Origin of the sequence: Staphylococcus sp. KUGN1, assembly GCF_045984185.1 — a bacterium.
In the GTDB taxonomy this organism is placed as follows: domain Bacteria; phylum Bacillota; class Bacilli; order Staphylococcales; family Staphylococcaceae; genus Staphylococcus; species Staphylococcus warneri_A.
This window is the reverse complement of record NZ_JBJQIL010000005.1, coordinates 88510-114485: the sequence shown is the minus strand read 5'-3', so window position 1 is coordinate 114485 and position 25976 is coordinate 88510. Positions and strand designations below refer to the sequence as shown.

Genomic DNA, 25976 nt, shown 5'->3' with positions numbered 1-25976 from the left:
TTTTCTTATTATTTCTTTTGCTCATTTTCTACTTTTTCATTATTATTTATTTCATTCAAGCTATTTTTTTCATCATTAGATTGAATTACTTTTTGTAGTTTTATATTTTGATTTCTATATTTCGCATGTGCTACATAACGTGACAATGCAAAATTGATAATAGAAATGATTGCAATAAAACATAACATGTATAGATGATATGGAAGATTAGCTACACTCACGTTTCCAAATAACACTGATTGCGCCAATCCATTAACTATATAATATAAAGGGTTTAACATTAATAGGTGTTCGATAAGCGTCAAGTGTGTCTTTGGCATATAAATTATAGGCAATATCAAAAATTCTACTACACAAAAGATATAGAAATATTTATCAATTTTGTAATTTAGTATTTTCAAAAGACCGAATGTTACTGACAATAAACTTATCAACACTATAGAAACAAATAAAAAGAATAACGTCGCTAATAATGAACTTTCATAGTTTATGGGTTTTAATAATGCAATGATAGTCATTAGTATAAATATCACTACACTTCCAACAATCGTGGTAATTACAGTAGGTGTTACTGGTGTAATATGAAAAAATTTCGTAATTAAATAATCTTTAGCATATAATCTATAACATCCATACAAAGTTAGCATGATAAAGATAAATGCAAATAGTGTTATTAGTCTATATAACCAAATACCATGGATAACTTCTGTAGCATTTGTAAATTTAAAAGATAGTTCTGCGATTAAAATAAACACTAAGCCAACTATAAAACTTAAGGTGAACCACTTCCATAAACTTTTAATTCTTTTTAACGTGTATGTTAAAAGATGTGGTAAGTTTTTAAAATATAATATTATATTATCAATCATGTTTACACCTACAATTCAATATATATCCATTTATTATCTTTTAAATCAGCAATAAAGTAACCATCTCCTGATTTACAAATCCAAATATCCTTCTTGATATTAAACTTATCTTTCAGCTCGCTTTTATTCTCAATCGGCATCACAAAACCATTTAATTGATTCTCATCGTTAAATATCATTTTAATCGGCTGAGATGTTATATCAGCAACAAAACGATTATCATCTTCAGGTACTAGTGACTTTTTCACAGAACTATGTTCTTTATGTAAATGGCTATTGAAGTAATCCACATATTTACTGTAGTTGGATTTAATATATGGAGATAGTGTTTTAAAACTATGTTTTTCATATAAACCTGCTGGATTAAAGTATTCTAATTGATTCTTTGCTATAGTATAACGATTACCACTTACATCAATACGATAATTTTTACTGTTTTCACCATCAATAGTCACAACACTATATTTGGGCAAAGTTAAATTACTTGAACCTGAAAGTTTACTACTGCCCTTTAAGGCTATACCGTATGCCAATTTATCCTCATATGTATCTTTAGCTTGTGTTTGAAGTGTGGCTTGGTTATTTTCAGGTACGTTAACTATGCCTAAATTATTGAATATAAATATACCCATCAGTGCTAAACCTAAAATAAAGCTAACCATCAATGTCCAAAATCTTACCAAGAATACTGGTGGTTTAGCATGATTATATCGTTCTATTCGTTTAAAATTATAAGTCATCTCTGGCATTCTTGTTCTACTTTTTTTCCAATCCAGGTCAAATGACGCAAGTGCTTCTTTAGATTCAATACTTTTTCGATCTTTTTCATGCTCTATAAAGGTAGGAATAACTTGGTTTACAGAGCCCTCCATACGAATTTGACCATGAGAAACCCATGTAATATAGTTACTTACTTGTTCGATTTTATCAATATCGTCATCGATAAAGACCATTGTTTGATTATTATCTATGTATTCATTAGATAGTTCTGTAGCTCTATTCATAAATGTTTCATCTAAATATTGAAGCACATGATTTAAAATGATGATGTTAGATTGGCAAGATCTCGCTATACTTAATAACAATTGCGCAAACTCTTGTTTTGACAATTTAGAAATCACTTGTTGCTCATCTACATGGGCATATTGTATCACTTGATCAGCTTTATGATTTGATATTTGATAAGGAAATAATTCAACGATATGAGTGACATAATCCTTAACAGTTCGATGAATCATACGTCTATCTTCAATATCTCCATAATATATATGATCAAGTTGAACTAATTTCCCCTTGTCAGGTTCGATAGATCCGGATAACAACCTTCCTATTAACCTTTTTGATGAACCTGGTTCTCCAATAATACCTAAAGATTCTCCTTGGTATATATGTAGTGAAATATTATTTAAATCAATGTCATCTGCGCCGTAACCAAAAGGTAAGTACCATTTTTTAGTTTTTTTGTTTCTATAATAATGAGTGACTTTCAGTAACTTTAAAACGATTGAACTTCCCATTTTATTTCATCCTTCTACAATTTTAATAATGCAATTGGTAATCCTTCTTCGGGTTCACTACTTTTAATTCGGAATCCCCAAGCAAATATACCTTTCAGTCTTTCAACTTTAAAATATTGATCACTACCATCATTTAATTGATAAATACGACCTAATTCAATTTGGTTACGATCAACAAGGTAGCTTTCTGCTACAATGACTTTACTTTGGTAAACGTCATATTCATTTAAAATACCGTTCATTTCTGCTTTTCTCATTTTTTCTTTATATGTTTGAATTTCATGTCTTAATTCTTGTTCAGACATCTCACTCAATTTCTTCTGTTCCATGTTCGATACCACTTTCTTCTAATTTAGATTTAATTTTATCATATTTATAGCCTTTTCTCATAAGTGTTTCTATCGTTTTTCTTATAACTTGTTGACCTTCATATTTACGTTGTTGCTTGTTATAAACTTTTTCTAAATCTGTTTGTAACATATGGTCCAATTGATCTTCATTTTCTGAAAAGTCTAATTCATCCATAGCATCTTTAATTCTTTCCATCGTATACCCTTTTTGCATCAATGATTGCATGACTTTTTGTTTTACCTTAGACGTCGGTCCTTTCTTAGTTCTAATTACTTTCTGCGCAACTTTAACTATATCCTCTAGTGGCTGTTGCTCTATATATATTTCTGTATACTGGTCGATAATATTAGGCTCTACGCCAGCTTGATACAACTTTTGTTTATATATTTCAGGGCCTTTATCAGTTGTATTAATCATTGTGTTTTTTAAACTTTCTGCATAATCATCATGGTCTATTAATTTTTCTTGATAACAATAATCTATAACTTGTTGAATTGCACCTTCAGAAACTTCATTTTTTGATAAATGCTGTCTAACTTCTTTTTCAGTACGTTTTCGATATGACAGAAATTGAATTGCATCATTTAAACCTCTACGATAATGATCATGTTTTTGTATCTGTTCCATATCTGAGGGTTCTAATACTTGACCTTTTTTTAAATTGAATTTAACTAAAGTATCAATATCAATTCCCATTTCAAATTCATTATCAAGATATAGGTTAAACCGCTCTTTATTTGTCTTTTGAACTTCTAATTTAGTGATTTTAGGCATCATGCACCTCCACTTGCGTATTGTATATTACTTATTATGACATAGTTTGATAATTATCTAAAAACCATTGCTTTACAAAAATAAATACCCTATCAGCTACCCAATATTAGGACTTCAGTTACACATAACTGTAATTAAGTCTTTCATATTGCATATGATAGGGTAAGTTTTAGTTACCTAATTGTGCCATTGCTTCTTCATATTGTTCATCTGAAATATAATGAAGTTGTTTCATCTTTTCTAAATTTGTTTTAACTCTATTTATAAAATTATCAGACATATCTTCAATATTATAAACACTTGGTGCATTGACTTTACTAGCTAAAATAGCACTTTGCAAAACACTAATTTGCTTTAAGTTTTGATTATCTTTATTAGTAGTTGCACCGAAATAATGATTGGCTGCACCTTCTACCGTATATTGATTGTCACCAAAATATATATTGTTTAAATAAAAACTTAGTATTTGGTTTTTATCATATTGTTTCTCAACTTTATGTGCTACAAATAATTCTTTTAATTTTCTTGTAAATGAACGTTCGTTATCATAATAATAATTTTTAACAACTTGTTGTGTAATCGTGCTACCACCTTGAACATCATGATCACTTAATGTTGAAAACAATGCACGCGATGTACCCTTAAAATCAAATCCATGATGTTTATAAAATCGTTCATCTTCTAACGAAATAAATGCACCTCTTACATATTCAGGCATTTGATCAGCAGCAACGTAATCATTTTTATTTTCTATCGATTTTAAATCATCCACGTTAGCTCTAGAAGACATAAAGTACATTAATCCTAAAAACAGAACTATGATAATTGTTAATATGATTAAAATTCTCAAAAAAATACGTTTGCTTTTTTTCTTTTTAGGTGGTTTTCCTACTGGTTGGTAATAAGTATTATAGTGAGGTTCACGCATATCTCGTTGATACGTATCATTCGATTGTGCAAATCTATCGCTTCTTTTCATGCATTTGCTCCTTTACTTAAACTCACTGTTATAATGTGAGTTTACCAGTACTTACGTGGTTTAGCTATAGTTAATCATAAAAATCAGTCCCAGGGTGTACGTGATCACAAATGGTATTAACTATATTTTGTTGAAAATTTATAGTTACATTATATCCATTTATATATCAATTAATATAAAAATAGCCTGTTGAAATTAATCAACAGGCTCTATATCAGTGCTTAATTAATGCTTAAATTAATTTTCTAATTGTTTAACAATTTCTCTGTTAAAGTCATCTAAATCATCTGGTGTACGACTAGTTACAATGTTGTTATCTACAACTACTGATTCGTCAACAACATGAGCACCAGCATTAGATAGGTCTTTTCGAACATTTAATACTGCTGTTAATGTTCTACCATTTAAATCATCAGTATCAATTAACACTTGAGGACCATGGCAAATTGCGAAAGCAGGTACATTATTTGTTGTGAAATATTTAGCGAAAGTACCGTATCTACCCTCTGCATCACCACGTAAATGGTCAGGTGCAAATCCACCTGGTATTAATAAACCATCGTAATCTTCTGGTTTAGCATCAGCAATACTTACTTGAACGGTTGCTTTTTCTCCATGTTTACCTACAACCTCTTGGTTTTCATTATCTCCAACGATAACTGTTTCAAAACCAGCATTTTCTAATGCTTCTTTAGGGCTTGTTAACTCTATATCTTCAAATTCATCTGCTAAAATAATAGCTACTTTTTTACTCATAATATAATCACCTTTCTATTGTACGATTATATTTATTACTTTCACTCTTTTACATAATTTTAAACATCTTCTAACAAATGAAAACTAATTGTCACTAAAGTGTCACTAATAATGATAACCTATGATTATTTTGAAACTTGTTTCACTTTTTCTTCTAATTGATCTAATAATCCAATCCACTCATCAATGTCTTCAACGCGTACTTCATCAGGGTTTACGTGATCAATATCTTCAATAAATTTGTTTAATCGTGTTTTAATTTGGTCAATTGTTTGTTGTTCACTCATATTAAATAAGCGCTCCTTTAGTTTGTTTTTTGATAATATCATCCTAACAGAATTTGACAAAAAGCGATATAATCTTAATAATGTTTACTGTACTTTTTACAAAATTTAAAGAGAAAGACTCGGTAAAAGTTAGATTTAACTATATTTTGTTATGAATCAATTCATATTAATGATTTACTTCATTTACATATCTAATTTTATACTAACGTCCCCCTCTTTTAGGAGTAATTTTCATGTTAACAACTAATAAAAAACCTATTTCAATACATAATGATCCTTGGGAAGCCTATAATGACATCATTGATAATGGTCAACTTACTTTAAGTAATATAGAGTTTACGACTACTAATTTATGTAATATGAGATGTAGTCATTGCGCGGTTGGTTATACACTTCAAACTCAAGACCCAGAACCTTTACCAATGGACATTATTTACCGTCGACTAGATGAAATACCTCATTTACGTACGTTATCAATTACGGGCGGCGAACCCATGTTTTCAAAAAAATCTATCAAGAATGTTGTTAAACCATTATTAAAATATGCATATCAACGTGGTATTTATGTTCAAATGAATTCTAATTTAACATTGCCACAAGATAGATATTTAGATATCGCTGAGTATATCGATGTCATGCACATTTCTCATAACTGGGGTACAATCCAAGAATTTACAGATGTGGGCTTCGGTGCTATGAAAAAGCAACCACCTTTGAAAGCGAAACTCAAATTATATGAACAAATGCTTGATAACGCAAGCACGCTCTCTGACCAAGGTATGTTCGTTTCTGCAGAAACAATGTTGAATCAAAGTACTTTACCCTATTTAAATAAAATTCATAAAGAAATTGTAAATGATATGAAATGTAGTCGTCATGAAGTACATCCAATGTACCCTGCTGACTTTGCTAGTACATTAAATGTATTGTCATTAAAAGAAATGAAAGAAGCAATTCATCATTTATTAGGCATTAGAGATGAAGATACTTGGATGTTGTTTGGTACGTTACCTATATATCCATGTATTAATGATGAAAATGATCAACATTTATTACAACGTTTAAGACATGCTAAAAACGTTACAATGCGAAATGATCCAGATGGCCGCAGTCGTTTAAATGTAAATGTCTTTACAGGTAATGTCATCGTAACTGATTTTGGTGATGAAAATGGGACTATCTCAAATATTCAAAATGATAAACTGACAGATGTTTTTAAGCAATGGCTTAATTCAGATTTAGCACAATCACTCAACTGTCATTGTGCTGAATATCAGTGTTTAGGACCAAATGTTTTAGTGAAAAATATGTACTACCCTAATACAGATTTCAAAGAAAATGAAAAAGCGATGCATGCTAAGCGTATTTTCTCTTAAAGTCTTTATTATGTAGCATTTGAATTGAATCATTATTTTAATAAGTATTAAAATAGGCCCTTATATCAATACGTTTAACGCATTGATATAAGGGCCTTTATTTAGGTAATTAGAGTATTATCTTTCTATATGCTGAATTTTAGATAAATACTCAATTGTATTTTTGCTTTCATCACGACGTTCTTTGCGACGAGCAACACGTTGTGGTGCAGTTTCATGGAACCATTTTTCAACTTTATCTTCTGGATATACCTGAGGTACTTGTGTTGGTTTACCACTTTGATCTAACGCAACGAAAGTTAAAAAGCTAAGAGCTGCTAATTTTCGTTCACCTTCGAACACATCTTCAATAATAATTTGCACACATACTTCCATCGAACTACTACCAGTGTACGAAACCATCGCTTCATATGACAAAATATCACCATTTTTAATTGGCAATAAAAAATCAACAGAATCCGTTGATGCTGTAACAACAGAGTTACCTGCATGTTTCATGGCAGTAATAGCTGCAATTTCATCAACGTTAGCCATTAAAGTACCACCAAACATCGTATGATGATGATTTGTATCTTGTGGATAGACTTGTCTAGATTTCAAACTTTTAGATTCTGACATTGCTTTTTTAGTCACTTGTTGTTTTGCCATTCATATCTCCCTATCTCTTAATGAATTTTGACTCCTCATCTGTTCTATAACATGATATTTAATTTGCCCAATTACCATTTTCAAATACGAGTTCTTTAGTACCATCTTCTAATATGCCATAGATAGTTAAATCTGCACTGCCAATCATAAAGTCTTCATGCACATTTGAATCATTTAAACCACTTGCTATTTTTTCTTCCGTAGTCATTTCTGTTCCACCTTCAATGTTGAAGCCGTATGCTGAACCTATAGCTAAATGACAGGATGCATTTTCATCAAATAACGTATTATAAAAGATGGTATTACGATTTGAGATTGGTGAATCATCCGGTACTAACGCAACTTCACCTAATCGTCTAGCACCTTCATCGGTATCCAATAAATCTCTTAACACGTCTTCACCTTTATCTGCTTTAAAATCAACAATTACACCATCTTTAAATGTTAAGGTAAAGCCATCAATAATATTTCCATTAAAACTCAATGGCAATTTATTAGTCACATAACCGTTAACATTGTTTCTATCTGGTGCAGTGAAAACTTCTTCTGTAGGTATATTAGCAATAAAGGCTTGTTGATCACCATTGACATAACTTGTCGCATCTTCCCAAATGTGACCTTTAGGTAAGCCAACAACTAAGTCTGTTCCTTCAGATAGATAGTGTAATGCTTTGTATTGTTTTTTCTGTAATTTATCAGCATGCACACTTAAATTTTTTACGTGAGATTTCCAATTTTGAATTGGATCGTTACCATCAACTCTTACAATATCAAATACTTCATCTATAAAAGTTGAGTACGCATCTTCTACTGATTTATTAGGATATACACGTTGCGCCCAAGCTTTAGATGGGAATGCTGCTACGACCCATGGGAATTGATTCTTTTGACTTGCTTCCATATAACCCTTATACGCTTTTGAATATTGTAATTGATAGGCTTTTAATTTACTTGCATCGATGCCACTTAATAAGTCTGGATCTTCAGTTAATATTGCAAGATTCGCAGCCCCTCTTTTCACAAAGTCCATTCTAGCTTCTACATCATATGACTTAACGTCGTTATTTTCAAAGTGATCTAATGATTCATATTCAAATTTTAATCGTTTTAAACGTGGATCAGCATACTCAACTCTAACATCTGAAGCACCCGCAATGTAGGCCTCTTCAACGACTAAATGAGTGAGTTCCAATGCCTCAACTGATGATCGAATAAATACTGGTTGCTTATCTTGAACATTCATCCCTACTCTAACTAATAGTTGTGCATATTGTCTTAACTTGTCTTGATAGTTACTCATTTAGGTTCCCCCTTATTGTCGTAATTGTCCTAGTGCATCTGCAATTGCAGTGACCTCACTAGGTGAAAATGAATCCTTTGAAGTAACAAATTGATGAATTTCACTAATCTCATCATGATTTGCCTCTTTAAATTTATCTGGATCGATGAGTGCTTTATTGACGATATTTAATTTTTGTCTAATCTCAGTAATCATCTCTTCATTAGTTAATGCCACACGTCTCACCTCTTTATCTAAGTAATCATATTCTATCAAACTAACATACTTTATGGAACTTTAATAGAAATTGAAAAAATTTGCTTTCTAATTGTTTGAAGAACCATTAAAATGGGGATATAATTACATGGTTTGGAGGAATCAATATGGTAGACGTTGCTTTTGTATGTCTTGGAAACATTTGCCGTTCTCCAATGGCTGAAGCTATCATGAGACAAAGACTTCAAGACAGAGGCATTAAAGATGTTCGGGTACACTCTCGTGGTACTGGTAAATGGAATTTAGGAGAACCACCACATGAAGGTACTCAAAAGATTCTTAAAGAACATCAAATTCCTTTTGATGGTATGATTAGTGAGCTATTTGAACCGACAGATGATTTTGACTATATTATTGCTATGGATCAAAGTAATATAGAAAATATCAAAGCAATTAATCCTAACATTCAAGGACAATTGTTCAAACTATTAGAATTTAGTAATATGGAAGAAAGTGATGTACCAGATCCATACTACACAAACAATTTTGAAGGTGTATATAAAATGGTACAATCATCTTGTGATCATTTAATTGACTACATCGTAAAAGATGCAAATTTGAAAGAGGGGTAAAATATTATGGAAAACAAATTCATTCCTGGTGTATTATTAGGCGCTGTTATCGGTGGCGCAGCAACATTAGCTGATAAATCAACTCGTAATTCATTAAAACAATCATTCTCTAATGTTAAAGAAGGCAAAAAATCTCAAAAACCTTCTAAAGTTAGTAGCATTAAAGATGAAGTAATGTATTGGAAAGATGTTATCGAAGAAATTCGTCGTAACAATCCAGAATTAGAACGTTCTATTAAAGATGCTAAAGACACATTTGTTAATAGAAAAAATGAACGTATTGGTAAGTAATGGAATGCCAAATGGACAATTTAATTGAATGTTGGCTTATCGCCAATACGTAATCTAGCTATTTTAAATAGTGAAACACTTCTATTATAATTGTCCCACTCCATTAATACGGGGGTGAGTTTAAGAATTCATTTCCAAATGAGTTCTTTCTCACTCCCTTTCTTTACAACTAATATTAAAATAAAATTGCATTTAAAATTCCATGTCAAAGGACTAAAGGAGATTGTTATGTCAAAGAAAGAAAAAACAAGTTCCAAATTCCTTAACTCTGCTAAAGAATATGAAGAGCATAAGGATGACAAAAATAGTGATAATAAAATTAAAGTAGACCGTACATATATTGAACCACAAGAATTTCAATCTAAGGAACCTAAGAAAGATAACCAAGTTTTCTTCTTATCAAGATTGAACAAACCTGCTAAATATACAAAGAATTCAAATTTCTTTTCTTATTTAGTTTATAGAATTGGCAAAGATGATGCTTCAGGATTAGCAGCACAAATGACTTATCATTTCGTTCTTGCAATGTTCCCTATGTTAATTTTCTTATTAACATTGTTACCATTCTTTAATATTGAACAAAGCCAAATTACTAATATGTTAAGCAGTGCACCTTCTGAAACATCATCAATCATAAAAGGTGTCATTGGCGATGTAACGAAGAACTCAAGTGGTGGCTTACTATCTGTCGGTTTGATCTTAGCAATTTGGTCAGCTTCAAATGGTATGACAGCAATTATGAACTCATTCAATGTTGCTTACGATGTTGAAGATAGTCGTAACGGCATTTTACTAAAACTTCTAAGCGTTGTATTTACAGTTGTGATGGGCGTTGTTTTTGCTATCGCAATGGCATTACCAACGTTAGGTTCTGCTATAAGTCATTACTTATTCGGACCTTTAGGCTTAGATTCTGAAGTAAAATGGGTATTCAATTTAATAAGAGTGGTATTACCACTTATCATCATTTTAGTTTTATTTATCGTGTTATATTCAGTAGCACCTATTGTTAAAACAAAAATTCTATCTGTATTACCAGGTGCTATCTTTACTTCTATCATTTGGTTACTAGGATCATTTGCATTTGGTTGGTATATTTCTAACTTTGGTAATTATTCTAAAACATATGGTAGTATCGCAGGTATCATTATTTTACTAATTTGGTTATACTTAACAAGTTTCATCATCATTATAGGTGCTGAAATCAATGCGATTATTCACCAACGTCATGTGATTAAAGGTGAAACGCCAGAAGAAGCTGCATTGAAACATGATGATAATAACCAAAACCATTACAACGAAGATACAACATATGAATATAATGATCATCGTGAAATAGGTAAAGATGAAGATTATAATATTGATAAAAATGCTAAAGACAAGTATCAAGAAGATCAAAGTACGATGAAAGATAAAATCGTTAATAAAATTAAAAATAATGATTCTGAAGATAAACATTCTTAATCATTAAATTAAAGGCCAAGTGGAATTGATATATCATCCACCTGGCCTTTTTTATAATTATTGAATTAAGTTATGTTGGAATGCATAAATGACTGCCTGTGTTCTATCTTGAACTTCTAATTTACTTAGAATATTACTTACATGAGTTTTTACTGTTTTTATTGTAATATGAGATGCACTAGCAATCTCTTGATTAGAATAACCTTTAGCAATTAACAATAAAATTTCCATTTCTCTATCTGTTAACATTTCGTATAGCTCAGCACGTTTTTTCATTCTGTTACGCATTTTAACTAATACTTCTGGTTCAAATACCGATTCACCATGATATGTTTTACGAACCGCTTCTGCGATATCACTAGCACTTGTGGTCTTTAAGATATAACTATCTACACCAGCATCTAGAGCTCGATACACTTCTTTATCTTCAATGAAACTTGTAAGCATCACAACTTTAATGTGTGGTAAATCCTTTTTAATTTCTGTTGTCGCTTCTACACCATCCATATCATCCATAAGTAAATCCATTAGAATCAAATCTGGTTGTAACTCATGTGCCTTTGCAATTGCATCTTTCCCAGACTCACCTTCTCCCACTACTTCAATGTCAGATTGTGTTGATAAGTAACTTGAAATACCTATTCTAACCATCTCATGGTCGTCTACAAACAATACTTTAATCGCCATACGAATCCTCCTTGTTTAATGGTGCTTTAACTTCAATACGTGTACCAGAATCTGGTAATGAAACGATATGGAAAGTAGCACCAATTTCTAGTGCACGTTCACGCATATTCTTTAATCCATAACTTTGCTCAAGTTTCTCGTCTATATTAAAACCTTTACCATTATCTTGTATACGTAACAATAAATAATCTTGTTTATTAAATAATTCAACCGTTACTCTTGTACCATTAGAATGTCTCAAAGTATTTGAAATTGCTTCTTGTGTAATTCTGAATAAATGATCCTCTATTCCTTTTGGTACTTTAAATTCTTGAATCTCATGTACTACTTTCATTGGAACTTTCTTTTGAAGGTCAATGACTAAATCTTTAATTCCTTCACCTAATGATTTATCTTTTAATCCTAGCGGTCTTAAATGAAGTAACAACGCTCTCATTTCAAGTTGAGAATCTTGAATCATTTTTTCGAGTACAGGTATTTGTTGATCTAATGGTGGTTCTAACTGTGTTTCTTTAATTGCTGATAACATCATACTTGCAGCGAATAGTTGTTGACTTACAGAATCGTGTAATTCTCTTGCTAAACGTTGTCGCTCGTCTTCAATAATTTTTTTAACTTTAACATCATTCATATTGTAATTTTCGTTAGTTAAATTTTGTGTTTTCATTCTTAATCGATGTAACTCTTGATTTAATGGAACGAGTGTATGATATATTTCTAAAGTCTCACTATACAATTCAATATTTTGGTCATTAATACCAACTGTTTCCCCTTCAATTGATCGCTCAATTTGAGTTTTAATCCAATCATTCTGTTGATTAATTTTATATGCTAGAACTGATCCGACTATAATACATAATAATATAACTATAATATTTAAGAATAAGAACACTGGAATACCGAAAATTTGTGTATAAAACATGCCTTGAAAGTAAATGATGTTAACAAAAACTTTATCAATAAATAAGAATGCCGTTAACATACTATATATCAATATCAGCATTGACCCAATGGCTCTTATATAGTGATTCATCTATATATCACCTCTACGTCGCCAATAAATGTTGATACATAGACATTAACTGTATAATTTTCTTCTTTTGTCTTTTCTTCAACATGAATATTATTATTCTCTATCTTGTATGATTTTTCATTAATATATGCGGAACCATAAAATGCCGTCGCATGGATATTAATATTATAATTTAATGGCACAATCACTTGTACTTTACCTAATATATGTCTAACAACAATTGTGTTGTTATCTTTAATATTTGCAGCTTTAGTTAAATCAATATGAATATCCCCGATTCCATGTTGGATTTGAACATCTTCCCACTTATATACATATACTGGTGTACGTTGTTCACCAAACCATTTCTGCTTAATAAATGCTGGCGACGTAACTTCTTCTTCAGTTGCTGTTACTTTTAATGGTTTAAATTTATAAATTAAGTACCTTACAATTAATATTAATAAAAATATAAACAATATGATAATTGTATATTTATTAGAAAGTAAGGTGAATGCAATTAACAAAGTACCAATCCAAAAGGATAACAACCCTCGTACTTTATGAAAATAAATATATCCTGCATAGACTAATACGCACCCTAAAAGTAAAACGAGTAAAAAGCCTATTTTTTCAAAGAATATATAATAAAAATTAGCAATAATCATTAATGCTGTAAAAACTATCAACAATTCTGTTGATATATATTTATGTGTCATGATTCGCCACCTTTCTATGCCACAGCACTCATATATTGAATTAAATGACATTCTTTTTCGATAGTCATTTTCTCTTTTGCTTGTTCACTTATTTTAGTTTCAATTTGAGCACAATACGCTTCAATTTGATTTAAATGATTTCTTAATGATGCAATTTCATTATCATGTACTTCTTCTGCACATCTAATATTATATAAATCTGCTATATCTATATATTTATTCTCTAATGCTAATGAAAGACTGTCAATTAGCTTTTTAAGTTGCATTCGCTTTTCATTTAAATAAGCGATATAATCTTCAATACTTTTCAATTTTTTGTCTAATTTCATTTTATAATCATCAATGTTGTATTGTAATGATGTTTTAAATATTTTATTTAAGTAAATCTCCATGTAATTCATAGAACCACCTCACCCTTGATTAGGTTCTATTATAAAACAATTCCGAAACCATCAGTAATAGGCTCCGGAACCATATCTTGTTAGTCCTTTAGTCCTAGTCTATGTAAAATGAATGACTATACGATCTAAAGGATGATAATACTTTAATCTTCAATTTTAGTTGTTAATAAAGGGCCTTCTTTTGTGACAATGACAGTATGTTCTATTTGTGCAACGTAACTTTTATCTCTTGTTTCAAATGCCCATTCATTTTTACCTTCAGTCACAAATGTTGCTTTAGAAGAAATAAATGGTTCAACTGCAATCACAAGTCCTTCTTTTAAAAGTGTTTTATCTTTAGGATCATAATAGTTCATGACATGATTAGGTGCTTCATGTAATGATTGACCAACGCCATGACCTGTTAGGTTCTTAATAACTGTTAAATCATTTTGACGTGCTGTTGCGTGTACAGCTTTACCAATATTACTCAACTTTGTACCTGGTTTTACTTTAGCCATTGCATTCTCAAATGCCATTGTAGCAACATCACACACTTTTTGTTTCATAGGATCACTTGCTTCTCCTACCACAAATGAAATACCTGTGTCGGCATAATAGCCATTTTTCAATGCAGAAACGTCAATATTAACTAAGTCACCTTCACGAATCACACGTTTTCCAGGTATACCATGTGCTACTTCTTCGTTGACACTGATACATGTATGTCCTGGAAAATTCTCATCATGAATTGGCGCTGAAATTGCACCATGTTCTTCGAATAACACTTTAGCAATATTGTCTAACTCTTTTGTCGTAACACCTGGTTTAGTCTCGGCTTGCATTGTGTCTCTAACTTTTGCACAAATATAGCCAATCTCTTTTAAAGCTTGTAATTCCTCATCTGTTTTTACAATCATTTTTATCCCGTTCCTTTTTATTTATTATTCTATCTTATTATAGCAAAAATTTTTTGATATACTAAACATGAATGCATTGAAATGACTTTATTTTGTTTGATTAAGAAAGAGAATTTGTAAAACCGTAAATCGTTTTAAAAATTCCCTTTTCAAGGGGGACAACATGTTGAATGAAAAATGGTATAAAAATCTTATTGGTGCTCGCACTATCAAGACAGGTTTAGCTACATTTTTTACGACTGTCTTTTGTATGTTATTAAATCTTACACCAATATTTGCCATATTAACTGCAATTGTAACAATTGAACCTACTGCTAAGGCCTCAATTAAAAAAGGGTATCGCCGTTTACCTGCTACAGTTATTGGCGCATTATTTGCAGTTGTATTTACTTTTATATTTGGGGATCAGTCACCATTTGCTTATGCATTAAGTGCAACATTGACAATTTTAGCCTGTACTAAACTGAATTTACAGGTAGGTACAACGGTCGCTGTATTAACGTCAGTTGCAATGATACCAGGTATACATGAAGCGTATGTATTTAACTTCTTTTCACGTTTACTAACCGCCTTAATTGGTTTAGTGACAGCAGGTCTAGTCAATTTTATGATTTTACCACCTAAATATTATAATCAGTTAGAAGATCATCTTTACGATTCTGAAGAAAAAATGTACGCACTATTTAATCATCGGTGTCATGAATTGTTGCTTGGTCGCTTTCAATCGGATAAAAGTAATAAAAAGATTATCCGAATCAGTAATTTAAACCAAAAAATTGATATGCTAACTGGCTATCAACGTGATGAACTTACTTATCATCAGAACAAGGCAGACGATTGGAAAAAACTAAATAAATTAACTAATAGAGCTTATACTAATCGATTACTGATGACCCATTTAGCAAACATTATATATTTACCTAAAGATGCACACGTATTCTTTACACCTGAAGAAAAAATGGCAATTCTAAAAATCAGTACAAGTATTAGCCAAATCCTATGTGATGGTACATTTAGACGTGAGCGACAATCCGCTTCAACACTAAAATCTTCAGTTAAACAACTAGAAGAATTTGACCAAAATCAAATTAAAAGTCATCTTATATACGAAATATTGTTAATCTATAAAATATTAGACCATCGTTATGCATAATAAAATAGAAAGAGGTTGCGACTCGTTACAAAAGTCACAACCTCTTCTTTTATGTTATTTACTTTTATTTGCACGATCTATTAAAACTTGTTTGGCTGCTTCTTCTTCAGTATTATCTAATTCTTTGGGTTCAAACGGAATACCTTTTCTTTCACAAGCTTTCTCTAATAAATAATCAGTTACTTCATGGTTTTTAGGTAAAATAGGACCATGTAAATAAGTTCCTAGTAAATTCTTATAATGGATACCCTCTTTACGATCCGTATCATTATTACCATAACCATGTGTCACTCGACCTAGAGTACCAAATTGATGATAAGTTCTTCCCCCGTGATTTTCAAAGCCAACAATAGTTCCAAATGTATCACTTTCGATAATGATATCACCTGTTAATCGGTCTTCTCTAGATTCAGTATAAAAATCTAAAATACCTAAACCTTCTAACTCTGTACCATCTGGTGTAATATATTTAGTTCCTAGAAATTGATATCCACCACATATAGTTAATCCAGGCATACCATCCTCAATTGCTTCTTTTAATGGGGTTTTAATTTTACTCAATTGTTTTGTAGCTAGTGATTGTTCACGGTCACTTCCCCCGCCAATAAAGAAGATGTCACAATCATCAAAGGTTACACCCTCTGTTTCATTAATTTCTACAACATTCACTTTAATATTTCTTTTTTTGGCTCTTATTTTTAATGCAATAATATTGCCAATATCGCTATATAAATTTAATTTATCGGACATAAAATGATAAATCGTTAATTCGTGATTCATTATGATTGTCCTCCTTCAAAAGAACGATTCAATTGTTCTAGCATCGGTGATAATGAAGTATAGTTAGGAATCGCTACTGTAAACCCTGTAAAGTCCATTGTTTTAGCAGTTGCTTTATATATATCCCTTTCAAGGATAACAGGTACATCCACTTCAGCTAATTTTAATCTTAATTGTAATTCTTCAGCACGATTACCTGTAACGATAATCGTTTCAATATCTTGATTACTTAGTTTTTCAAAGTCCGCATCATAAATCCATGACGTATCTCTACCATCCGCAGCATTATCATTTAAACTGATAACATATACTTTACGTCCTTGTAATTGTTCGCCGACTGATAAACTTGCATTCATTCCAGCTGGATTTTTAGCTAAGTTAATCATCGCTTCTTTTTGATTTAATGAAAAATACTGCATACGACCATTGTCAGATGTATATGTTTCAAATCCTTTTTGAATAGATGTATCATTTAATCCTAATTCTCTTAACACAGTATATGCTGCAAGTGCATTATATGCATTAAAATCACCAGCAATCTTCATATTAAACGTTGCCTCTCCTATATTTAATTTAAGGAATGGTGACGTTTCGAAAGAAGATACTTCATATTTAGGTTGTTCACGTTTAAAGCCGCATTCACAATGATAATGACCAATTTGATTATAATGTATGTAATCATATTTAAGTAAACGGCCACAGTTAGGACAATATCTACTTTCATTCATTGTACTTTGTTCAAATTCATGAGCATGTGCTTTCATACCATAATAAACTCGAGTCTCACTTGCAATCTTAAGTCGGCTAACGAATGGATCATCCGCATTTAATAATAATTTGATACCTTTATCACTAATTGATTTAGCGATATTATTGACCATGATGTCTATTTCACCAAAACGGTCCATCTGATCTCTGAAGAAGTTTGTAAATACCATCATAGATGGTGTTACTTCTTTAAGTACTCTCGGTATAGAGCCTTCGTCTATTTCAATAATTGCAATTTTAGTTTGCTTTGTTGTTTGCATAATAAAGGCAGACGTAATACCTGCTGCCATATTGGCACCTTCATTGTTATGAATAATATCAATTTGGTTGGCCTTTAATGTATGTCCAATTAAGTTAGATGTTGTTGTTTTACCGTTTGTACCACTTATGAAGACAATATCATCAACTTGTTCTGATAATTTTCTTAATATATTTTGATCCACTCTACGTGCGATTTGACCTGGTAAGTCAGTTCCATTTTTACCCACGGCTCTACTGGCCTTGCGCGCTAACTTCGCTAAATGGGTTGCAGTCCATTGTCTCATTTGTTTCCTCCCTATTACTATTCACTCGCATAATTATAACATGCAGAGGGTATAACTAAAAAGATTCTCAATTAAAAAGATAAAAATGCACTCCAGATTATAATAATTATTATTTACGAATGAGAATAAGTTTGTTATACTCATTTTAGTCAACAGAGAAAGAAAATGAAAATTTTCATATGAGGTGAATACTATGTTAAATAAAGAATTATTAGAAGCATTAAATGAACAAATGAATCACGAGTATTTTGCTGCTCACGCATATATGGCAATGGCATCTTATTGCGATTCTCAATCATACGAAGGATTTGCAAACTTCTACATTCAACAAGCTAAAGAAGAAAGATTCCATGGTAAAAAAATCTATGATTATATTAATGACCGTGGTGGCCATGCGAAATTCACAGCATTACCAGCACCAAAAGTAGACTTTAATTCTATTTTAGAAACATTCAAAGACGGTCTAGCTCAAGAACAAGATGTAACAAAACGTTTCTACAATCTATCAGAAATCGCACATAAAGATAAAGATTACGCAACAATCTCTTTCTTAAATTGGTTCTTAGATGAACAAGTTGAGGAAGAATCAATGTTCGAAACTCATATCGATTACCTAAACCGTATTGGTGATGACTGCAATACGCTATATTTATATGAAAAAGAATTAGCTACTCGTACATTTGACGAAGAATAATTCAATATATAATTAGATAAGTCATTTATCATTTATAGAAGAGCTGTCAATTAACGTTTAAAGTTGATTGGCAGTTTTTTTATTGAATTTCAACAATGACTTCCACATATACGCGCCTTAAAATGAATGTTTTATAAATGTTAAGTCTTTCCCTTTTACTATCCATTATAGCTTTGATATATTAAAATATATTTTATGATTATTGATAGAAAGGAGTGGCACAATGAGTGAGAATGCATTTGTTGCACTAGACTTTGAAACTGCTAACGGTAAACGTACTAGCATTTGTTCAGTAGGTATGGTTAAAGTAATAGATAGCCAAATTACAGAAACCTTTCATACTTTGGTCAATCCGAATGATTATTTCTCTGAACAAAATATTAATGTGCATGGTATATACCCAGAAGATGTGGCATCTTCTCCAAATTTTTCATATGTATTTCCCTATATGATGCAGTTTATCGATCAACTTCCAGTCGTTGCACATAATGCTGCATTTGATATGAATGTACTCCATCAAAGTATTCAAGACATTGGACTTGAAACTCCTCATCTAACATATTTTTGTTCATATCAATTGGCTAAGCGAACAGTTCAATCACATCGCTATGGCTTAAAACATATGATGGACTTTTATCAACTTGATTTTCATGGGCATCATGACGCACTAAATGATGCGAAAGCTTGTGCAATGATCACATATAGATTATTAAAACATTATGATGATTTACATAGCATGTTAAATATCTATGGCAAAGATTTAAAAGATAAAGGCTAATAATGTATTAAATATCATACATTACTAGCCCGTTATATAAAGTCATATATAGTCATATTGCGGTATGCTGATTGTTCTAGGTTACCTACTGTAACACCTATTAATCGTATAGGCACTTCAGGATCTTTCAAATCAGTATAAAGTGAGTAGGCAATATTATAAATATCTGTTTCTGAATTAACTGGATCTCTTAAACTGGTTTGCTTTGATAACGTCTCAAATTGATACGTCTTAATTTTAACAGTAACCGTTTTACCTGATTTTTGTAATTTATTTAATCTTTCAGCCGTTTTTCCAGATAATTCCCAAACCTTTCTTAATATCTCGTCATCATCATTTACATCTGTCGCAAAAGTACGTTCTGTTCCTACAGATTTACGTATACGGGTCGATTTTACCTCATTATGATCGATACCTCTTGCTTTATTGTATAAACCCCTACCCCTTTTTCCAAACAAACGTATTAACTCAAATTCATCCTTATTATATAAATCTTGACCGTTAAAAATTTGATTATCATGCATGACTTTTTCAGATGCTTTTCCAACACCTGGAAATTCACCAATATCCAAACCCATTAAAATGTCATGCACATTATTATAATCTATCACTGTAAGGCCATTAGGTTTATTCATACCGCTCGCTAATTTGGCTAAAAATTTATTATAAGACACTCCTGCAGAGGCTGTTAATTCAGTTTGTTCTAATATATCTCTTCGAATAAAATTGGCTATTTTAGAAGCTGGTAAATCAGGTCTTACTAAATGTGTAATATCTAAATAAGCTTCGTCTAAAGATAAAGGTTCTACAATTTCAGTATAACTCCGAAATATATCCATAATTTTTTGAGAAGCTTCTCTATAAGCATCAAATCGGCTCGTTACGTAATAACCATTAGGACATAATTTATGTGCTTGCGACATAGGCATGGCTGAATGCACACCATACTTTCTAGCTTCATAAGATGCCGTTGATACGACACCCCTGTTACTTGCCTTTCCTCCAACAATAACCGGCTTTCCTTTTAGTTTCGGATTATCTCTCATTTCCACTTGCGCAAAAAAGTAATCCATGTCAATGTGAATAATTCTTCTTTCTTCCATTATTTCACCATACTTTCATTTTTAGTTTAATCATACTTTTATTATAAAATGTATGACAAATATTCACGAATTTCATGCTCTTAAATTAAGGCATTAAAATAAGCCATCTCCACTTTTAAGAAAGATGACTTATTTGTTGAACTATTATTCATGATTCATTTGACTTGGCTTTTGTTGATATAAATATAATCCTTCATCATATTTTTGAATATATTTAAAATTACTAGCAAGTGCTAAAGACACTAATAAAATATCAAGCACACAATAACCAATATGAATACTAAACATAAATATCAACGATGAATATGCAAAAGTTTTGATTAGTACAAGTAAAAGCGAACTTATTAATACAAGAGGCGCTAACATGATTGTGCTAAATTGCCATCTGTTAAAGCAAGTTTCAGTAAATTGTAGTAACATTGTTCCCTTTTTATATTTCATTTTAGGCTTTTCACCTTTAGAAAATAATATAAATAATACTCGATGTATCATCTCATGGAGAATTAATAAAACTAAAAATCCAGCGAAACCATAAACTAAGTTCAATATAATATTTTGTTCGATAATATGTGTCACCGTGTAAGCCCATTTATATGTAAATAATATGACAAACATAATTAAAACAATCTGCATTAATACAAAGCGACGAATATTAATTTTATGAGGAAACAAATTAATTTTATGCACAACCAACCCTCCATTTATCTCTAAAATCAACTTTAGTATACATTGTTTATGATTGATACTAAAGGCATTTTCAAGAAAGTAAGTTGCTTGTAATATAATTTTAATAATCTTCTTGTTTTAGCAATCAACTTCTTCAAATTTCTCATCAAATGACATTATTTTCTTTCAAATAATGCCACAGTTTCGATATGCGTTGTTTGCGGGAACATATCAACAGGCGTAATTTCTTTTAATTCATATTGACGACTAAGTATATGTGCGTCACGTTGTTGTGTAGACGGATTACATGATATATATACAATACGTTTTGGATTAAGTTCTAATATTGTTTCTAAGAACGTTTCATCGCAACCCTTTCTTGGCGGATCGACCATGACAACATCTGGTCTTATTCCTTCTGATTTCCATTCTAGAATAACTTCTTCAGCTTTCCCACAGACAAAAGTCGTATTTTCGAATTGGTTTATAGTCGCATTTTGTTTTGCGTCTTTAATCGCAGAAGGAACTACTTCGACACCATAAACGTGTTTCGCATTTTCAGCCATATACAAACCTATTGTACCGATACCACAATATGTATCAAGAACAATTTCATTGCCTGTTAATTGAGCATAATCTAATGCTTGTTGATATAATTTTTCTGTTTGATGTGAATTGATTTGATAGAATGATTGATCGCTAATATTGAAGGTGACTTCATTTAGTTGATCTTTGATTTCTTCTTCACCATAAAGCGTGATAGATTGATGACCCATAATCACATTTGAATGTGCATCATTAATATTTTGTTTAATACTAGTGACATTAGGATATTTTCGAACTAGTGCATCAACCATAACTTGAGCTTGTTTGAATGCCTTTCCATTCGTCACAAGTATAATCATTAATTGATTCGTATAGTGACCTGTTCTCACTACTAAATGACGAAGTAGTCCTTTTTTAGTTTTTTCATTATAAACGCTTATATTTAAATCTGATATAAGTTGTTTAACATCGTTCATCACTTGTTGATGTTGTTGATCTTGAATTAAACAACTATCCATATCTATGATGTCGTGGCTTCGTTGACGATAAAATCCCATGATTGGTAACTGATCCTTACTTAAACCAACGGGAATTTGTGATTTATTTCTATATCTCCATGGCTCTTCCATGCCAACAGTATCTTTAATTACTGTATTGGTAAAATTGGATTTTCTATGAAATAAATTAACCACCTGTTCTTTTTTCATATTGAGTTGTGCTTGATAAGACATATGCTGTAGTTGGCATCCACCACATTTATAATAATATATGCATGGCGGCTCCACTCGTTCATCACTTTCAGTAATCACTTTTATTAATTTTCCAATCGCAAAGTTCTTTTTTACTTTAATAACTTTATATTCAATCGTCTCATCTATTAACGCATTTGGGATAAATATTGGATATCTATCAATTTTCACAACAGCATGGCCTTCATGTGTTAAGTCTACGACTTGTCCTGTTAGTACATCATTTTTCTTCAATGTTTCCACTTTATTTCCCCCACATATAAAAAGGTTAGGACATAAACGCTTGCCTATCCTAACCTTGTGTTCTGTAAATATTTATTATACTTCGTCTGAATTTTGTTGATAATCCTCAGCCTTCATCTGTGGTGTTACTGTTGGTTGGTCAAGTAATTCTTCATTATGAATATCATGAGGTGTAAATACATCGATATGTCTTTCTAAATTCAAGAAATTAGCTGGTAATTTACCGCCATATTCACCATCAACATTTAATTGCATTTCTGTATATGATGAAATATTAATAGATTTTGCTTTTTCATATATCACTTTTGGATGCTTAGTATGTTCGCCTCTCGAAGCTAATGTCATGATATGACCTAATTCTGCTAAGTTAGCTTTTTCTACTATTATTAATGTATAGTAACCATCATCTAACTTTGCGTCTGGTACTAATTTTTCAAAACCTGCCATAGAATTAGTTAATCCTAGTAAGAATAGCAATGCTTCTCCTTGAAAGACTTTGTCATCATATTCGATTCTCAAATCAACAGCCTTCATTTGCGGCAACATTTCAAATCCTTTAATGTAATATGCAAATGATCCGACGATAGATTTTAGTTTACTTGGTGTTTCATATGAGACTTGTGTCAATTGACCGCCCGCAGCTAAGTTAATGAAGTAACGATTGTTCATTTTACCAATATCAACTTTAGTACTGTGTCCTTCAATAATCACATCCAGCGCACCCATAATATCATTTGGTAAATGCAACGCACGTCCAAAGTCATTAACAGTACCCATTGGAATAACACCTAATTTCGGTCGATTAGGTTGCTCAGCAATCCCATTGACTACTTCATTTAGCGTACCGTCGCCACCCGCTACGATTAAGATATCATATTGTTGTTTAAGTGCTCGCTCTGCTTCTAGCGTAGCATCACCTTCACGCTCTGTAGCATACGCACTTGTTTCATATCCAGCTTTTTCTAGTTTAATTAAAACATCAGGTAACATTCGTTTAAAAAGCTCTTTACCAGATGTCGGGTTATAAATAATTCTTGCTCGTTTTCTCATATCATATCCCTCGACTTCATATACTCATATTTAATATTAAATGATTTACACTCGAGTTGAAAGTATTTTTTAGAACTTGTTAATAATTTATTGATTAGCATCTCTGATAAATTTCCGTAACTGAGGCATCAATATATTATCTTATTAAAGTGCTTCGTTTAACTAATACATAAATGACTTTTTCATTCTTTTTTCAATTCATTGTCTCACTCATAGATAGCTCTAACCATTTTTCGTGAAAACGAATGATATTCAAAAAACTCCTACAACGAATAGTTTACACTAAACGTTATAGGAGTGAAAATCAAACTATTTATCTTTTATCTAGTTCTTGTTTTAGTAATTGGTTTACTTTTTGAGGGTTTGCTTGTCCTTTAGAAGCTTTCATAATTTGACCAACTAGGAAGCCCATTGCTTTACCCTTACCATTTTTATAATCTTCAACGGATTGTGGATTGTTATCTAATGCTTCATTAACAAATTTTAATAATGTAGCTTCGTCTGAAATTTGAACTAAGCCTTTATCTTCCATAATTTGTTTTGCATCTCCACCATTTTCTGCTAATTCAGGGAAGACTTTTTTAGCAATCTTACTGCTCATTGTACCGTCTTCGATTAATTTAATCATACCTGCTAAGTTTTCTGGTGTTAATTTAGTATCTTGTAATTCTACTTGATTTTTATTCAAGTATTCATTTACGCCACCCATTAACCAGTTAGAAGCTAATTTCACGTCAGCACCATGTTCGATGGCACCTTCGAAGAAATCAGACATTTCTTTAGTAAGTGTTAAAACATGTGCATCGTATTCAGGTAATCCTAGATCATTGACATATTTCGCTTTACGTTCATCTGGTAATTCTGGGATAGTTTGACGAACACGTTCTTTCCATTCGTCATCTACATATAAAGGTACAATATCTGGCTCAGGGAAATAACGATAGTCGTCAGACCCTTCTTTAACACGCATTAAGATTGTTTTACCTGTTGATTCATCAAAACGACGTGTTTCTTGGCCAATCTCTCCACCATTTAATAATTCTTCTTCTTGGCGTTTTTCTTCGTATTCTAAGCCTTTACGAACATAGTTAAATGAGTTTAAGTTTTTCAATTCAGCTTTTGTCCCGAATTCTTCTTGACCGTATGGACGTAATGAAATATTGGCATCACAACGTAATGAGCCTTCTTCCATTTTACAATCTGAAACGCCTGTATATTGGATGATTGAGCGTAATTTTTCTAAATAAGCATACGCTTCTTGAGGTGAACGAATATCTGGTTCAGATACGATTTCAATTAAAGGTGTACCTTGACGGTTTAAGTCAACTAAAGAATATCCATCTTTATGCGTTGATTTTCCGGCATCTTCTTCCATGTGTAAACGAGTTATACCAATACGTTTTGTTTTGCCGTCTACTTCGATATCAATATATCCGTTTTCACCGATTGGTTCATCAAATTGAGAAATTTGATAAGCTTTTGGATTATCTGGATAAAAGTAGTTTTTACGGTCAAATTTAGAATTTGTAGCGATATCCATATTTAAAGCCATTGACGCACGCATTGCCCAGTCTACTGCTCTTTTATTAACAACAGGTAAAACGCCAGGATACGCAAGGTCAATTACGTTTGTATTTGAGTTAGGTTCTGCTCCAAAATGTGCAGGTGATGGAGAGAACATTTTTGAGTCTGTTTTTAGCTCAACATGAACTTCAAGTCCGATAACTGTTTCAAAATGCATTAT

General features: G+C 31.5%; 29 protein-coding genes. 7 read left to right on the top strand and 22 right to left on the bottom strand.

The genetic code is table 11. The features are described 5' to 3' along the window. Positions 1-8: 8 nt before the first annotated feature. The 7 genes from ACJQQZ_RS11070 to ACJQQZ_RS11040 all read right to left on the bottom strand — a co-directional run bounded on the left by ACJQQZ_RS11070 (position 9) and on the right by ACJQQZ_RS11040 (position 5533). Complete coding sequence (locus ACJQQZ_RS11070; protein WP_408023153.1) at positions 9-869, bottom strand: hypothetical protein; 861 nt, start codon at positions 867-869, stop codon at positions 9-11. Positions 870-877: 8 nt separating this feature from the next. Beyond that, positions 878-2386, bottom strand: coding sequence for an ATP-binding cassette domain-containing protein (locus ACJQQZ_RS11065; RefSeq protein WP_124227741.1), 1509 nt, complete (start codon positions 2384-2386; stop codon positions 878-880). Positions 2387-2400: 14 nt separating this feature from the next. Beyond that, positions 2401-2715 (bottom strand): YfhH family protein, encoded by a 315-nt coding sequence (locus ACJQQZ_RS11060; RefSeq protein ID WP_015364863.1) that lies wholly within the window; start codon positions 2713-2715, stop codon positions 2401-2403. Next, entirely contained in the window at positions 2693-3511 is an 819-nt protein-coding gene (recX, locus tag ACJQQZ_RS11055) for a recombination regulator RecX (RefSeq protein WP_145506714.1), read from the bottom strand. The genes ACJQQZ_RS11060 and recX overlap by 23 nt, the downstream gene beginning before the upstream one ends. 169 nt (positions 3512-3680) lie before the next feature. Next, positions 3681-4490, bottom strand: coding sequence for a monofunctional peptidoglycan glycosyltransferase SgtB (sgtB, locus tag ACJQQZ_RS11050; RefSeq protein WP_075778666.1), 810 nt, complete (start codon positions 4488-4490; stop codon positions 3681-3683). 237 nt (positions 4491-4727) lie between these two features. Continuing rightward, entirely contained in the window at positions 4728-5246 is a 519-nt protein-coding gene (locus ACJQQZ_RS11045; RefSeq protein WP_049423323.1) for a type 1 glutamine amidotransferase domain-containing protein, read from the bottom strand. A 125-nt stretch (positions 5247-5371) separates the two neighbouring features. Beyond that, entirely contained in the window at positions 5372-5533 is a 162-nt protein-coding gene (locus tag ACJQQZ_RS11040) for an SE1561 family protein (RefSeq protein ID WP_001830395.1), read from the bottom strand. Between the two features lie 233 nt (positions 5534-5766). Here ACJQQZ_RS11040 and yfkAB point away from each other — a divergent pair, with 233 nt between their 5' ends. Beyond that, entirely contained in the window at positions 5767-6909 is a 1143-nt protein-coding gene (gene yfkAB / locus ACJQQZ_RS11035) for a radical SAM/CxCxxxxC motif protein YfkAB (protein WP_145506711.1), read from the top strand. Between the two features lie 117 nt (positions 6910-7026). Here the strand turns inward: yfkAB and ACJQQZ_RS11030 are convergent, their stop codons facing one another. Genes ACJQQZ_RS11030 through ACJQQZ_RS11020 form a run of 3 tightly spaced genes read right to left on the bottom strand, consistent with a single transcriptional unit; the run spans position 7027 to position 9073 of the window. Then, positions 7027-7557: an acyl-CoA thioesterase gene (locus tag ACJQQZ_RS11030; RefSeq protein WP_002452295.1), complete on the bottom strand. Its 531-nt coding sequence runs from the start codon at positions 7555-7557 to the stop codon at positions 7027-7029. Between the two features lie 58 nt (positions 7558-7615). Beyond that, positions 7616-8857 carry an aminopeptidase gene (locus ACJQQZ_RS11025; RefSeq protein ID WP_002452294.1) on the bottom strand — a complete coding sequence of 414 codons (1242 nt, stop codon included), beginning with the start codon at positions 8855-8857 and terminating at the stop codon, positions 7616-7618. Positions 8858-8869: 12 nt separating this feature from the next. Continuing rightward, complete coding sequence (locus ACJQQZ_RS11020; RefSeq protein ID WP_002452293.1) at positions 8870-9073, bottom strand: DUF1128 domain-containing protein; 204 nt, start codon at positions 9071-9073, stop codon at positions 8870-8872. A 146-nt stretch (positions 9074-9219) separates the two neighbouring features. Between ACJQQZ_RS11020 and ACJQQZ_RS11015 the strand changes: the two genes are divergently transcribed. The 3 genes from ACJQQZ_RS11015 to ACJQQZ_RS11005 all read left to right on the top strand — a co-directional run bounded on the left by ACJQQZ_RS11015 (position 9220) and on the right by ACJQQZ_RS11005 (position 11439). Continuing rightward, a complete protein-coding gene (locus ACJQQZ_RS11015; RefSeq protein WP_049423330.1) occupies positions 9220-9684 on the top strand; it encodes a low molecular weight protein-tyrosine-phosphatase in 465 nt (154 codons plus the stop codon). Between the two features lie 6 nt (positions 9685-9690). After that, positions 9691-9975 carry a YtxH domain-containing protein gene (locus ACJQQZ_RS11010; protein WP_002466132.1) on the top strand — a complete coding sequence of 95 codons (285 nt, stop codon included), beginning with the start codon at positions 9691-9693 and terminating at the stop codon, positions 9973-9975. Between the two features lie 228 nt (positions 9976-10203). Next, complete coding sequence (locus ACJQQZ_RS11005) at positions 10204-11439, top strand: YihY/virulence factor BrkB family protein (protein WP_124227743.1); 1236 nt, start codon at positions 10204-10206, stop codon at positions 11437-11439. A 57-nt stretch (positions 11440-11496) separates the two neighbouring features. Here ACJQQZ_RS11005 and vraR read toward each other — a convergent pair whose 3' ends face one another. The 5 genes from vraR to map all read right to left on the bottom strand — a co-directional run bounded on the left by vraR (position 11497) and on the right by map (position 15157). Beyond that, complete coding sequence (gene vraR, locus ACJQQZ_RS11000; RefSeq protein ID WP_002452289.1) at positions 11497-12126, bottom strand: response regulator transcription factor VraR; 630 nt, start codon at positions 12124-12126, stop codon at positions 11497-11499. Continuing rightward, positions 12116-13159, bottom strand: coding sequence for a sensor histidine kinase VraS (gene vraS / locus ACJQQZ_RS10995; protein ID WP_145506703.1), 1044 nt, complete (start codon positions 13157-13159; stop codon positions 12116-12118). The genes vraR and vraS overlap by 11 nt, the downstream gene beginning before the upstream one ends. Further along, on the bottom strand, positions 13156-13857 hold the full coding sequence (gene vraT, locus ACJQQZ_RS10990) for a cell wall-active antibiotics response protein VraT (protein ID WP_145506700.1): 702 nt from the start codon (positions 13855-13857) through the stop codon (positions 13156-13158). The genes vraS and vraT overlap by 4 nt, the downstream gene beginning before the upstream one ends. Positions 13858-13871: 14 nt before the next feature. Beyond that, positions 13872-14258 carry a DUF2543 family protein gene (locus ACJQQZ_RS10985; protein WP_002452286.1) on the bottom strand — a complete coding sequence of 129 codons (387 nt, stop codon included), beginning with the start codon at positions 14256-14258 and terminating at the stop codon, positions 13872-13874. Between the two features lie 143 nt (positions 14259-14401). Then, positions 14402-15157: a type I methionyl aminopeptidase gene (gene map, locus ACJQQZ_RS10980; RefSeq protein WP_124227744.1), complete on the bottom strand. Its 756-nt coding sequence runs from the start codon at positions 15155-15157 to the stop codon at positions 14402-14404. A 163-nt stretch (positions 15158-15320) separates the two neighbouring features. On the opposite strand from map, the gene ACJQQZ_RS10975 reads away from it, so the two are divergent. Then, positions 15321-16310 (top strand): FUSC family protein, encoded by a 990-nt coding sequence (locus ACJQQZ_RS10975; protein ID WP_186364176.1) that lies wholly within the window; start codon positions 15321-15323, stop codon positions 16308-16310. 54 nt (positions 16311-16364) lie between these two features. Here ACJQQZ_RS10975 and gatD read toward each other — a convergent pair whose 3' ends face one another. After that, positions 16365-17090, bottom strand: a complete 726-nt coding sequence (gene gatD, locus ACJQQZ_RS10970) for a lipid II isoglutaminyl synthase subunit GatD (RefSeq protein WP_049423339.1) — start codon at positions 17088-17090, stop codon at positions 16365-16367. Further along, positions 17090-18403: a lipid II isoglutaminyl synthase subunit MurT gene (gene murT / locus ACJQQZ_RS10965; protein WP_124227745.1), complete on the bottom strand. Its 1314-nt coding sequence runs from the start codon at positions 18401-18403 to the stop codon at positions 17090-17092. The genes gatD and murT overlap by 1 nt, the downstream gene beginning before the upstream one ends. A gap of 193 nt (positions 18404-18596) precedes the next feature. On the opposite strand from murT, the gene ftnA reads away from it, so the two are divergent. Together ftnA and ACJQQZ_RS10955 are read left to right on the top strand one after the other, a co-directional pair. Then, complete coding sequence (gene ftnA, locus ACJQQZ_RS10960; protein ID WP_002452281.1) at positions 18597-19097, top strand: H-type ferritin FtnA; 501 nt, start codon at positions 18597-18599, stop codon at positions 19095-19097. 223 nt (positions 19098-19320) lie between these two features. Beyond that, the gene (locus ACJQQZ_RS10955; protein ID WP_124227747.1) at positions 19321-19875 is read left to right on the top strand and encodes a 3'-5' exonuclease; all 555 of its coding nucleotides are present in this window, start codon (positions 19321-19323) and stop codon (positions 19873-19875) included. A gap of 32 nt (positions 19876-19907) precedes the next feature. On the opposite strand, the gene dinB is transcribed toward ACJQQZ_RS10955, so the two are convergent. From dinB to gatB, 5 genes are all read right to left on the bottom strand, one after another. Then, a complete protein-coding gene (gene dinB, locus ACJQQZ_RS10950; RefSeq protein ID WP_002452279.1) occupies positions 19908-20978 on the bottom strand; it encodes a DNA polymerase IV in 1071 nt (356 codons plus the stop codon). Between the two features lie 144 nt (positions 20979-21122). After that, positions 21123-21665, bottom strand: coding sequence for a DUF3267 domain-containing protein (locus ACJQQZ_RS10945; RefSeq protein ID WP_049423345.1), 543 nt, complete (start codon positions 21663-21665; stop codon positions 21123-21125). A 155-nt stretch (positions 21666-21820) separates the two neighbouring features. After that, positions 21821-23182, bottom strand: coding sequence for a 23S rRNA (uracil(1939)-C(5))-methyltransferase RlmD (gene rlmD, locus ACJQQZ_RS10940; protein ID WP_049423347.1), 1362 nt, complete (start codon positions 23180-23182; stop codon positions 21821-21823). A 75-nt stretch (positions 23183-23257) separates the two neighbouring features. Beyond that, complete coding sequence (locus ACJQQZ_RS10935; RefSeq protein ID WP_002452276.1) at positions 23258-24232, bottom strand: diacylglycerol kinase; 975 nt, start codon at positions 24230-24232, stop codon at positions 23258-23260. Positions 24233-24545: 313 nt separating this feature from the next. Continuing rightward, entirely contained in the window at positions 24546-25973 is a 1428-nt protein-coding gene (gene gatB / locus ACJQQZ_RS10930) for an Asp-tRNA(Asn)/Glu-tRNA(Gln) amidotransferase subunit GatB (RefSeq protein ID WP_124227748.1), read from the bottom strand. Positions 25974-25976 lie beyond the last annotated feature (3 nt).